At 60.1% G+C, this 12,507-nt stretch carries 9 protein-coding genes; 4 read left to right on the top strand and 5 right to left on the bottom strand.

What is annotated here, in order from left to right; genetic code table 11:
* Positions 1-36: 36 nt before the first annotated feature.
* Complete coding sequence (gene rmf / locus ACOI8A_RS04080; protein WP_003223300.1) at positions 37-252, bottom strand: ribosome modulation factor; 216 nt, start codon at positions 250-252, stop codon at positions 37-39.
* Positions 253-784: 532 nt separating this feature from the next.
* On the opposite strand from rmf, the gene rlmKL reads away from it, so the two are divergent.
* Entirely contained in the window at positions 785-3,055 is a 2,271-nt protein-coding gene (rlmKL, locus tag ACOI8A_RS04075) for a bifunctional 23S rRNA (guanine(2069)-N(7))-methyltransferase RlmK/23S rRNA (guanine(2445)-N(2))-methyltransferase RlmL (protein WP_420648801.1), read from the top strand.
* Between the two features lie 145 nt (positions 3,056-3,200).
* Positions 3,201-5,585: a sensor domain-containing diguanylate cyclase gene (locus tag ACOI8A_RS04070; protein WP_420648800.1), complete on the top strand. Its 2,385-nt coding sequence runs from the start codon at positions 3,201-3,203 to the stop codon at positions 5,583-5,585.
* Positions 5,586-5,712: 127 nt separating this feature from the next.
* Here ACOI8A_RS04070 and dacB read toward each other — a convergent pair whose 3' ends face one another.
* Positions 5,713-7,173 carry a D-alanyl-D-alanine carboxypeptidase/D-alanyl-D-alanine endopeptidase gene (gene dacB / locus ACOI8A_RS04065; protein WP_420648799.1) on the bottom strand — a complete coding sequence of 487 codons (1,461 nt, stop codon included), beginning with the start codon at positions 7,171-7,173 and terminating at the stop codon, positions 5,713-5,715.
* A 234-nt stretch (positions 7,174-7,407) separates the two neighbouring features.
* On the opposite strand from dacB, the gene ACOI8A_RS04060 reads away from it, so the two are divergent.
* Positions 7,408-7,752: a YggL family protein gene (locus tag ACOI8A_RS04060; RefSeq protein WP_420648798.1), complete on the top strand. Its 345-nt coding sequence runs from the start codon at positions 7,408-7,410 to the stop codon at positions 7,750-7,752.
* Positions 7,753-7,808: 56 nt separating this feature from the next.
* Here the strand turns inward: ACOI8A_RS04060 and ACOI8A_RS04055 are convergent, their stop codons facing one another.
* Positions 7,809-8,999, bottom strand: a complete 1,191-nt coding sequence (locus tag ACOI8A_RS04055; RefSeq protein WP_420648797.1) for a benzoate/H(+) symporter BenE family transporter — start codon at positions 8,997-8,999, stop codon at positions 7,809-7,811.
* A gap of 332 nt (positions 9,000-9,331) precedes the next feature.
* Here ACOI8A_RS04055 and ACOI8A_RS04050 point away from each other — a divergent pair, with 332 nt between their 5' ends.
* Positions 9,332-10,096 (top strand): GntR family transcriptional regulator, encoded by a 765-nt coding sequence (locus tag ACOI8A_RS04050; protein WP_420648796.1) that lies wholly within the window; start codon positions 9,332-9,334, stop codon positions 10,094-10,096.
* Positions 10,097-10,276: 180 nt separating this feature from the next.
* On the opposite strand, the gene guaD is transcribed toward ACOI8A_RS04050, so the two are convergent.
* Entirely contained in the window at positions 10,277-11,581 is a 1,305-nt protein-coding gene (guaD, locus tag ACOI8A_RS04045) for a guanine deaminase (RefSeq protein WP_420648795.1), read from the bottom strand.
* Between the two features lie 24 nt (positions 11,582-11,605).
* Entirely contained in the window at positions 11,606-12,463 is an 858-nt protein-coding gene (gene xdhC / locus ACOI8A_RS04040; protein WP_420648794.1) for a xanthine dehydrogenase accessory protein XdhC, read from the bottom strand.
* Positions 12,464-12,507: the final 44 nt, after the last annotated feature.

Here is a 12,507-nt window from a genome sequence, read left to right as displayed (position 1 = left end):
ATGTTCAGATTGTCGTGTCGGAATTAATGCCCTGTGTCAGCCGACGGCGTGAAGTTCGTTGAGTCTGTGGATTCCCGCAGTGCCGGTCATACCGTCCCAGTTGTCGCCGCGTCCTTCTCGCCAGCCGTTGATCCAGGCTTGACGTACCGACGGTAGAGTAAATGGGCAAAGCTCACGGGATTTGCCACCAACGCCATATTGATATCCGCGCAAAAATGCTCTTTCCAACGGATCACGCTTAAGTCTTCTCATAGGGTGTTTCCCTCACTTGTTGACTGTATATGTCGCGTCGACCTCAATTGAGGTCTGGCAGAAAAAAGATCTGCCGTTGGCGGCCCGCTGCCGGCGTGGCGAGCCAAGGTGTTGACGCCGTTGGGACGTCAACCTGAGACAAGTTCTAACCAAAGCGTCACATCGAGGGAATGACCGTTTTGTAATAAGGACGTAACGAAAAAGATGCTATGGCCATAAGTAACAGCGCATTTGCTGAGCGCTTCGTGGCCAAACCCCGGTATGATCGGCACCGCGCTGCATAATGAGGTTAATCCTTTAGTGAGAATGACCCACGTTTACACTGGGGCATTATTCGACGAAGGGTTGCTTTGAGTCATTTTGTTGCTTCAACTTTTTTCTCTGTCCCGGCATCTAAGCTCTTTAATTCGAGCAGCAGGGATGGAACGGCACACCTTCGTGCCACGCGGGCGCTCTCACAGAAAAGCGCCTGATTGAAAACCGGATCGGCAATGCGTTGCCGGTTCACTCAGCCAAAGGCTCTGAAATTCCAATGTCCGATCAATTCGAAATCTTCCTCACTTGCCCCAAAGGCCTTGAAGGCCTGCTCATCGAGGAAGCCGTCGGGCTTGGCCTTGAAGACGCACGCGAGCACACCTCTGCTGTGCGTGGCATGGCGACCATGGAAACCGCCTATCGCCTGTGCCTGTGGTCGCGCCTGGCCAACCGCGTGTTGCTGGTGCTCAAGCGCTTCGCGATGAAAGACGCGGAAGACCTGTACCACGGCGTGCTCGACGTCGAGTGGCAGGATCACATGCTCAGCGACGGCACCCTGGCCGTCGAGTTCAGCGGCCACGGCTCGGGCATCGACAACACGCACTTCGGCGCGTTGAAAGTCAAAGACGCCATCGTCGACAAACTGCGCACCCCGCAAGGCGACCGTCCGTCGATTGACAAGCTCAATCCGGACCTGCGCATTCACCTGCGTCTGGATCGCGGCGAAGCGATTCTGTCCCTCGATCTGTCCGGCCACAGCCTGCACCAGCGCGGTTACCGCTTGCAGCAGGGCGCTGCACCGCTGAAGGAAAACCTCGCGGCCGCGATCCTGATCCGTTCCGGCTGGCCGCGCATTGCTGCCGATGGCGGCGCGCTGGCTGACCCGATGTGCGGTGTCGGTACGTTCCTCGTCGAAGCCGGCATGATTGCCGCCGACATGGCACCGAACCTGCGTCGCGAGCAGTGGGGCTTCACCGCATGGCTGGGTCACGTGCCGGCGCTGTGGAAAAAGCTGCACGAAGAAGCGAGTGAGCGCGCCGCTGCCGGTCTGGCCAAGCCACCGCTGTGGATTCGCGGTTATGAAGCCGACCCACGCCTGATTCAGCCAGGCCGTAACAACGTTGAACGTGCCGGCCTGAGCGAGTGGATCAAGATCTACCAGGGCGAAGTCGCGACCTTCGAGCCGCGCCCGGATCAGAATCAGAAAGGCCTGGTGATCTGCAACCCGCCGTACGGCGAGCGTCTGGGTGACGAAGCCAGCCTGCTGTATCTCTACCAGAATCTCGGCGAGCGTCTGCGTCAGGCCTGCCTGAACTGGGAGGCCGCGGTGTTCACCGGCGCGCCGGAACTGGGCAAGCGCATGGGCATTCGCAGCCACAAACAGTATTCGTTCTGGAACGGCGCGTTGCCGTGCAAGTTGCTATTGATCAAAGTCACGCCTGATCAGTTCGTCACTGGCGAGCGCCGCACCCCGGAGCAACGTCAGGCCGAACGCGAGCAAGCGGTTTACGATCAACTGCCGGACGAGCCGCAAGAGCGCAAATTCAACAAGAACGGCAACCCGATCAAACCTGTGCCGGCCCCGGCGCCAGTGGTCGAGCAGGCGCGTTTGAGTGAAGGCGGGCAGATGTTTGCCAACCGCCTGCAGAAAAATCTCAAGGCACTGGGCAAGTGGGTCAAGCGCGAAGGCATCGATTGCTACCGCGTCTACGATGCGGACATGCCGGAATACGCCATGGCCATCGACCTGTACCACGACTGGGTGCATGTGCAGGAATACGCTGCGCCGAAGTCGATTGATCCGGAAAAAGCTTCGATTCGCATGTTCGATGCACTGGCGGCCATTCCCCAGGCGCTGAACATCGACAAGAGCCGCGTGGTGGTCAAACGTCGCGAGCGTCAGAGCGGCACCAAGCAGTACGAGCGCCAGGCTGCTCAGGGCAAGTTCAATGAAGTGACCGAGGGTGGCGTCAAGTTGCTGGTCAACCTCACCGACTACCTCGACACCGGGCTGTTCCTCGACCACCGTGCGATGCGTCTGCGCATTCAGAAAGAGGCGGCCGGCAAGCGCTTCCTCAATCTGTATTGCTACACCGCGACCGCCAGTGTGCACGCGGCCAAGGGTGGCGCGCGCAGCACCACCAGCGTCGACCTGTCGAAAACCTACCTCGACTGGGCGCGCCGCAACCTGTCGCTGAACGGTTTTTCCGACAAGAATCGTCTGGAGCAGGGCGACGTGATGGCGTGGCTGGAGAGCTGCCGCGAAGAGTACGACCTGATCTTCATCGATCCGCCGACCTTCTCCAACTCCAAGCGCATGGAAGGCATTTTCGATGTGCAGCGCGATCAGGTGCAGTTGATCGATCTGGCGATGGCGCGCCTGGCGCCGGGCGGGGTGTTGTACTTCTCCAACAACTTCCGCAAGTTCCAGCTCGAAGAAAACCTCGCCGAGCGTTACGCGGTCGAGGAAATCAGCGCACAGACCATTGATCCGGATTTCGCGCGCAACACCAAGATCCACCGCGCCTGGAAAATCACGGCTCGTTGACACTCTGAGCACCTGGATCCACAGAGCCTTGATTCTTATAGGCTCGTGGATCCGTTCAGTGCTAGCAAAGTTAGTGGCTAATAGCTATAAATCTACTCACGGCCTAGGGGGTTTCTCCGAAACTCTGGCGTAGTGAGTTGCCTTTATGTCGTTGCACCCCGTACGCCCGAAGATTCTGGGTTTTATCAGTGAAGACGTCTCGGCCTGGCTGGTCGCGCTGCTGGTATTGCTCGCCGGCGGGATTCTTACGGGGCTGCTCGCCTGGGCCACGCTCAATCAATTCAATCAACAATTGCGTCAGCGCTTTCAGCTACTGGCGAATGAGCGTTACAGCCGCATCGAAGAGCGTTTTCAGGATCAGGAGCAGCGGCTCGACAGCCTGCGCCGGTTCTTCGCCAACTCCAAATCGGTGTCCCGCGCCGAGTTCGACGGTTACACCCATCCTTTATTACTGCGTACCCAAGCCTATTCGTTCGCTCTGCGAGTGAGCGGTGCCGAGCGCGCGCAATTCGAGCAGCAGGTGCGCGACGAAGGTTTGAGCAACTTCAGCGTGCGTGAGCTCGATGCTCAAGGGGCGCTGCAAATTGCCGCTGCCCGTGATGAATACGTGGTCGTGCTGTACAGCCAGACCCAGAGTCGGCTCGGCTCGCCGCTGGGTTATGACCTGCTGGCGCAGCCGCTGCGCCGCTCGACCCTGGAACGCGCCGATCACCTCGGTAGCCTGGCGGTGTCGCAGCCGATGCATCTGGTGAGCATCGAACCGGCCTACGCGCGCGGCGTGCTGCTGGTGGCGCCGGTGATTCGCGAAGGCGAGCAGAAGTCGTTCGGCTACGTGATGGCGGTGATCAGCATGCGTCAGTTGCTCGCCGATGGACTGCCGGATGCGTTCCACGATTACCTGTCGGTGCGCATTCTCGATCTGTCCACCAGCGACGAGCATGAAGCGCTGTTCGAATCGAGCAACGCGCCGGCCCCGAGTGATCTGTCGGCCACGCGCCTGTTGCGCATGGCCGATCACGACTATCAGGTGGATATCGCGCCGAGCGAGGCGTTCGTTCAGGCCAATCATTCGTCGATCAGCAGTGTGGTGGTGCTCGGCGGCTTGCTCAGTCTGCTGCTCAGCGCGCTGTTATATGTGCTGGTCAGCCAGCGCCAGCGCGCCTTGCGGCTGGTCGAGCAGCGCACGCAAGAGCTGCACGCCAGCGAACAGGAACTGCGCGGCACCCACGGCCAACTACGCGGCGTGCTGAACGCGGCGACCCAAGTGGCAATCATCGCCACCGACCTGCGCGGGGTGATCAGCACCTTCAACCCCGGCGCCGAACAGATGCTCGGCTATCGCAGCGAAGAAGTGGTCGGCCGCATGACCTTGGAGAACCTGCATTTTCCCCGTGAGCTGATTGCGCGCGCGGCGGAGTTGAGCGCGCGTTATGGCAAGAACATTCCGACCTGTCAGGCGATGCTGGTCGAGGGCGGCGAAGTCGGCGGCCATGAGGCGCGCGAGTGGACGCTGATCTGCAGTGACGGCAGCCATCTACCGGTGAACATGCTCGCCACTCCGCTGCTGGATGAGCAGGGTTTGTGGGTCGGGCATCTGGCGATCTGCATCGACATCACCGAGCGCAAGCGCGTACACGAAGCCCTGGCGGCGCGCGATGTGCTGCTGAAAAAGCTCAGCGCTCACGTGCCGGGCGGCATCTACCAGTTCAAAATGGAGTTCGACGGGCGCTTCAGCGTGATCTACGCCAGCGACGGCATCCGCGAGATCTACGAGCTGGAACCGGACGTGTTGCTGTTCGACGCCGAGGCGATCTTCACCCGCATTCATCCGCAGGACACCGTGCGCGTGCGTTCCTCGATCCGCACCTCGGCGGCGAACCTCAGCCCGTGGCGCGAGGAATATCGCGTGCAACTACCGAGTCGCGGCCTGCGCTGGGTGCGCGGCGAGGCGACCCCGGAAGAACTGCCGGGTGGCGGCGTGTTGTGGCATGGCTATATCTCGGACATCTCTGACCTGAAACGCGTGGAGGAAGAACTGCGCGCGTTGTCGGTGACTGATTCGCTGACCGGGATTCACAACCGCCGGTATTTTCAGGAGCGCCTGACCACGGAAATGGCGCGGGTCGAGCGTGGTGGCGGCGAACTGTCGGTGATCATGCTCGATATCGACCACTTCAAGCGCATCAACGATCAGTACGGACATGCCGTGGGTGACCGAGTGTTGCAAGCGGTGTGCGAGCGCATTGGCCATCGGCTGCGCCGGACCGATGTGTTCTGCCGCTTGGGTGGCGAGGAATTCATGGTGTTGTGCCCGGATATCGATGGCGAGCATGCATACATGCTGGCGGTGGAGTTGTGGCAGGGGTTGCGCAGCGAGCCGGTCGATGTGGTCGGGGTGGTGACGGCGAGTTTCGGCATCGCCAGTTGGCGAGTGGGTGAGGGCGCGGATGCGTTGTTGCTGCGCGCCGACTCCGGCGTGTATGCCGCCAAGCAGCACGGGCGGGATCGGGTTGAGCGGGAGATGAATTGAAATTGAGCACGGCGCAAATCCTGTGGGAGCTGGCTTGCCAGCGATAGCGTCCGTCCAGCCAGCACATGTAGTGACTGACAAACCGCCATCGCGGGCAAGCCCGCTCCCACAGTGTTTTGTGGTGTGGTTACAGGACCGAAGCCGTCTGTGCCAATCGCGGCTGTTTATACAGATCCAGCAGCACCTGATCCAGCACCGACGACGCACCAAACGGGGCTTTGTCGTTAAGGATCGCCACCACCGCCCAGGTGTTGCCATTCACATCACGGCTGAAACCGGCAATCGCCCGCACGGTGTTCAAAGTGCCGGTCTTGACGTGGGCTTCGCCGCGCATCGCCGTGGTTTTCAGGCGTTTGCGCATGGTGCCGTCAGTGCCGGCAATCGGCAGCGAGCTGATGTACTCGGCGGCGTACGGGCTGTGCCACGCGGCTTGCAGCATGGCCGCCATCTCACGCGCGCTGACCCGTTCGGCGCGGGACAGCCCGGAACCGTTTTCCATCACCAGATGCGGCGCGGTGATGCCTTTCTTCGCCAGCCACTGGCGTACTACACGCTGCGCAGCCTTGGCATCATCGCCATCGGCATCGTTGCGGAATTTCTGGCCGAGGCTGAGGAACAGCTGCTGGGCCATGGTGTTGTTACTGTATTTGTTGATGTCGCGGATGATCTCCGCCAGATCCGGCGAGAACGCGCGGGCCAGCACTTTGGCGCTGCTCGGGGTTGGCGCCAGACGATCGCGGCCCTGAATGCTGCCGCCCAGTTCCTTCCAGATCGCGCGCACGGCGCCAGCGGTGTAAGTCGCGTGGTCGAGCAGCGACAGGTAAGTCTGCGAGCTGCAGCCATCGCCCAACTGACCGGCCACGGTCACGGTCACGCTGCCATCGGCTTGCGGCACCGGGTTGTAGCGCACGCCGCCAGTGCATTGCTTGGAGTTGATCGCTTTGACGGTGTTTTCAATTTTGATGCTTGCAATCGGCGGCTCGACCGAAATCAGCACGCGGCCGCCGTCATTGCGCGCAACAAAGCGCAGAGCCTTGAGGTTGACCAGCAGCGAATCCGGTTTGACCAGGAACGGTTTGTTCTCGTCATTGCCGTCGTCGTTGAATTCCGGCAACTGCGGCTGCACGAAGAAACTGCGATCGAGCACCAGATCGCCGGTAATCTGCGTCACGCCGTTGGCGCGCAGGTCGCGCATCAGCAGCCAGAGTTTTTCCATGTTGAGCTTCGGATCACCGCCACCCTTGAGGTAGAGGTTGCCGTTGAGGATGCCGCCGCTCAGATCGCCGTCGGTGTAGAACTCGGTTTTCCACTGGTGATTGGGGCCGAGCATTTCCAGCGCCGCGTAAGTGGTGACCAGTTTCATGGTCGAGGCCGGGTTGACCGAAACGTCGGCGTTGTACACGGTCGGGTTGCCCGGACCATCGAGTGGCACCATCACCAGCGACAGCGCATTGGGCTGCAGCTTGCTGGCTTTCAGGGCTTTTTCGACGTTGGGGGTCAGGGCAGTATTGATAGTGGCAGCGGAGACAGACAGGGCCAGCGGCAGAAGAAGGCCGGCGAGGAGCAGAGGACGCAACGATTTGATCATATGAAATAAAACCCTACAGCCGAGGGGAAAAAAGACGAGGACATGGATGAAAAAGCCCTCAGTGGTCATGAAAGTGTCGGCATTATGCCCCAAGGTGTTACCGCTTGTGCCCGATCCGAGGGGGCTAATCGGCGATTTTTTTACCGGCGGTCACACGCACGTCCCACAGAGACGGGCAAAACGCGGCTTAAACTGCTAAAGTGCCGGCCGTTATTACTTAAGAGGATTGTTCCAATGGCGACTAACCGTTCCCAGCGTCTGCGCAAAAAACTGTGCGTCGATGAATTTCAAGAGCTGGGTTTCGAACTGAACCTGGACTTCAAAGAAGACTTGTCCGAAGAAGCCATTGACGCTTTCCTCGAAGCATTCATCAAAGAAGCCATGGAAGCCAACGGTCTGGGTTATGTTGGCGGCGATGACTTCGGTCTGGTTTGCCTGCAGAAGCGTGGCTCGGTCAACGAAGAGCAGCGCGCTGCTGTTGAAGCCTGGCTGAAATCCCGCACTGAGCTGACCGGTATGACCGTCAGCCCGCTGCTGGACGTGTGGTACCCGGAAACACCGGTCAACGCGGCAAAGTGATGTAATGAAAAACGGCGACCCAAGGGTCGCCGTTTTTTTTGCTGGATCTTTGGTTTTCAGGCTTTACGCCAATTCAGAATCACCAGCGTCAACACCCCCGCAACAATCCCCCAGAACGCCGAACCGATGGAAAACAGCGTCAGCCCCGACGCCGTGACCATAAAGGTAATCACCGCCGCTTCCCGCTCCTTGACCTCGGTCATGGCAATGCTCAAGCCATTGATGATCGAACCGAACAGCGCCAGCGCGGCAATCGACAGCACCAGTTCTTTCGGCAGCGCAGCAAACAGCGCCGCCAATGTTGCGCCGAACACCCCGGCGATCCCGTAGAAAATCCCGCACCACACCGCAGCGGTGTAACGCTTGTTGCGATCCTCGTGAGCATGCGGCCCGGTGCAGATCGCCGCACTGATCGCCGCGAGGTTGATGCCATGTGAGCCAAACGGCGCAAGCAGCAGAGAAGCAATGCCGGTGGTGGTGATCAATGGCGAGGCCTGGACGTTGTAGCCGTCGGCGCGCAATACGGCGATGCCGGGCATGTTCTGCGAGGTCATCGCCACCACGAACAGCGGGATGCCGATGCTGATGGTCGCCGCGAGCGAGAAGTGCGGCGTGGTCCACACCGGCGTCGCCACTTCCAGATGAAAAGCGCTGAAGTCCAGCAGCCCCATGAAGCCCGACAGCGCGGTGCCGATCAGCAACGCGGCGAGCACTGCATAGCGCGGCGACAGGCGCTTGACCACCAGATAAGTGAAGAACATCCCCAGCACCAGCCCGGTGCGGTGCTGCGCGGCAACGAAGATTTCGCTGCCGATCTTGAACAGAATCCCCGCCAGTAACGCGGCCGCCAGCGATGCCGGAATCTTTTTCACCAGCCGTTCGAAACTGCCGGTCATACCGCAAATGGTCACCAGCACCGCGCAGGTGACATAGGCGCCAATCGCTTCGCCATAGCTCACGCCGCCGAGGCTGGTGATCAGCAATGCAGCGCCAGGCGTCGACCAGGCAATGGTGATCGGCGTGCGGTAGCGCAGCGACAGGCCGATCGAGCACACCGCCATGCCGATCGAAATCGCCCAGATCCACGAGGAAATCTGCCCGCTGCTCAGGCCCGCCGCTTGCCCGGCCTGGAACATCAGCACCAGCGAACTGGTGTAACCGGTCATCATCGCAATGAACCCGGCGACGATGGCCGAGGGCGAAGTGTCCGCGAAAGGGCGCAGGCGCGTGTGGGTGATGTCGTTCATGACAGCGGTGTTCCTTATACAGAAGACAGTTTTCCCCTGTAGGAGCTGCCGAAGGCTGCGATCTTTTGATCTTGTTGTTTAGAAGCAACATCAAAAGATCGCAGCCTTCGGCAGCTCCTACATAGAGCGAAGCAGCGGATTCTGCGATCAAGCCTAAACTCAAACGTAACGGAGCGTTGCAATACAGCGGAAGTCACAAACAGCCGTACAGTCGTGTTGCCACCATCCATTGTGTACAATCGGCGTGTTTTTTACGCGATACTTGCCAGCGACCGACTGTGCCGTATTACAGTCACGGTCTATTCGCCGCAGTTCTTCCGACTCGAGTGCCCATGAACGAACAGTTGCAACCCCTCAAGAAACAACCGCGAGCAGGCAAAGCCGGCCGCACCGGCACCCAGGACGATATTGTCTACGCGCATATCTTCGAGGCCATTCTCGAACAGCGCCTGGCGCCCGGCACCAAGTTGAGCGAAGAAGCGCTGGGGGAAATTTTCGGGGTCAGCCGCACCATCATTCGCCGCGCACTCTCGCGTCTGGCCCATGAAGGCGTGGTGTTGTTGCGGCCGAACCGTGGCGCGGTGGTTGCCAGCCCGAGCGTCGAAGAGGCGCGCCAAGTGTTCCTCGCCCGCCGTCTGGTAGAGCGCGCGATCACTGAACTGGCGGTGCAACACGCGACGGCTGAAGAAATTGCCGAACTGCGGCAGATGGTCAACGACGAACGCGACAGCTTCTCCCGTGGTGATCGCGGCGCCGGTATCCGTCTGTCGGGCGAATTCCACCTGAAGCTGGCCGAAGCGGCGAAGAACGCGCCACTGATCAGCTTTCAGCGCAGCCTGGTGTCGCAGACTTCGTTGATCATCGCGCAGTATGAAAGTGGCAACCGCTCGCACTGTTCCTACGACGAACACACCCAGTTGATCGACGCTATCGAAGCGCGCAACGGCGAGTTGGCGGTGGACCTGATGATGCATCACATGGATCACATCGACAGCAAACTCAACCTCGATGAGGAAAGTGCGTCGGATGATCTGCATGCGGTGTTCTCGCATTTGTTGCAGACCAAGAAGCCAGGGCGGCCAGCCGCCAAGCTTTAAAGTAGACCGAGTTGGCCCCAATCGCTGGCAAGCCAGCTCCCACAGGATTTGCGGTGTTGCGCAAACTTGGTGAACACCATAAAACCCTGTGGGAGCTGGCTTGCCAGCGATGACAATCCAACAGGCACAAAAAATCCCCCGGACTGAGCAGTACCGGGGGATTTTTTTGTCCGCAGAAAACTAGCGCTGATGCACCAACGCACCCGCGGCATAGGTCTGGGCAACCGTCCGGTCATCGCCCAGCGTCATCAACACAAACAACGTCTCGGCAATGTTGTTGGCCTGCTTCAAGCGATAGCTCAGCAGCGGCGTAGCGTTGTAATCGAGCACCAGGAAGTCGGCGTCGCTGCCCGGCTGCAGATTACCGATCTTGTCCTCCAGACGCAGCGCACGCGCACCGCCCAAAGTCGCCAGATACAACGATTTGAACGGGCTCAAACGCGCACCCTGCAACTGCATCACTTTGTACGCTTCGTTCAGGGTTTGCAGCAGCGAAAAACTGGTGCCGCCGCCAACGTCAGTCCCAAGGCCGACATTGACCTTGTGCTTCTCGGCCATCGGCAAATTAAACAAACCGCTGCCGAGGAACAGATTCGAGGTCGGGCAGAAGGCGATCGCCGAACCGGTCTCTGCCAGGCGCGCGCATTCGTCGTCGCACAGATGTACGCCGTGGGCAAACACCGATCGCTCGCCGAGCAATTTGTAGTGATCGTAGACGTCGAGATAGCCCTTGCGCTCCGGGAACAGCTCCTTGACCCACTCGACTTCCTTGAGGTTTTCGCTGATGTGGGTCTGCATGTACAGATCCGGGTATTCGTTGAGCAACTGGCCGGCGAGGGTCAGCTGTTCCGGGGTGCTGGTCGGGGCGAAGCGCGGCGTCACCGCGTAGTGCAGACGACCTTTGCCGTGCCAGCGCTCGATCAGCGCCTTGCTGTCGACGTAGCTCGATTCCGGGGTGTCAGTCAGATAGTCCGGCGCGTTGCGGTCCATCATCACCTTGCCGGCGATCATGCGCAGGTCGAGCTTCTCGGCGGCTTCGAAGAACGAGTTCACTGACTGCGGATGCATGCTGCCGAACACCAGCGCAGTGGTGGTGCCGTTGCGCAAGAGTTCCTTGATGAAAATGTCGGCAACTTCGTCGGCGTGGGCCTTGTCGGCGAACTGGCTTTCGCACGGGAAGGTGTAGGTATTCAGCCAATCGAGCAGTTGCTCGCCGTAGGCACCGACCATGCCTGTTTGCGGAAAATGGATGTGCGTGTCGATGAAGCCGGGGGTGATCAGCGCATCCTGATAGTGGTTGATCTCGATGTCCGCCGGCAGGGTCGGCAGCAGGTCACTGGCGTGGCCGAGGGCGCTGATCTTGCCGTCATCGACCACCAGCAGGCCGTCCTCGAAATATTCGTAGGAGGCTTCGATGCCGACCTCGGCGGGGTCGGCGATGCTGTGCAGGATGGCGGCGCGGTAGGCTTTACGAGTCAGAGGCATGTCGTTCTCTATATGTGAGGCTAATCAATTTGAGGCTTTGAGTTGGGTGGCCTGACTGCGCCGGGAGGCCGGCAGCAGTTTGGCGATCGGTTCGGCGCTGGCAGTGTGCTGGCCGAAATTCGCGTTATAAGTGGCGATGATTTCGCCAGCGATGGAGATGGCGATTTCCACCGGCAATTTGCCTTTGACTTCGCCAATGCCCATCGGGCAACGCATGCGCTGCACGACGCTGGCATCGAAGCCACGGTCGCGTAAACGGTGTTCGAACTTGGCGCGTTTGGTCTTCGAGCCGATCAGGCCGAACCAAGTGAAATCGTTGCGCTTGAGGATCGCGGCAGTCAGTTCCAGATCCAGTTGATGGTTGTGGGTCATGACGATGCAATAGCTGCCGGCGGGCAGGTCATCGACTTCATCCACCGGTTCTTCGCTGACGATTTTGCGCACGCCGTGGGGGATCTGCGCGGGGAATTCGTCCTCGCGCGAATCGATCCAGCGCACCCGGCATGGCAGGCTGGCGAGCAAGGGTACCAGCGCGCGGCCGACGTGGCCCGCACCGAATACGCAGATTTGTGCCTGCACCTGACCCATCGGTTCGAACAGCAACACCGTGGCGCCGCCGCAGCACTGGCCCAGGCTGGCGCCGAGGCTGAAGCGCTCCAGATGCGTGTCTTGCTTGCCGCTGGCGAGCATCTCGCGGGCGATCTGCATGGCTTTGTATTCCAGGTGTCCGCCACCGATGGTGTCGAAAGTCTGGCGAGCGCTGATGACCATCTTCGAGCCGGCGTTGCGCGGCGTCGAGCCAAGCTCTTCGATGATCGTCACCAGAACGCAGGGCTCGCCCTGATTCTGCAGGTCGGCGAGGGCGTCGATCCAGTTGTACATATTCACCTCGACATCTTCGTTGTCTGTTCGGGCCTCATCGCTGG

The organism is Pseudomonas sp. P4795, assembly GCF_048822895.1.
Lineage (GTDB): Bacteria > Pseudomonadota > Gammaproteobacteria > Pseudomonadales > Pseudomonadaceae > Aquipseudomonas.
The sequence above is the reverse complement of the archived record's forward strand: the minus strand, read 5'-3'. Positions and strand labels throughout refer to the sequence as shown.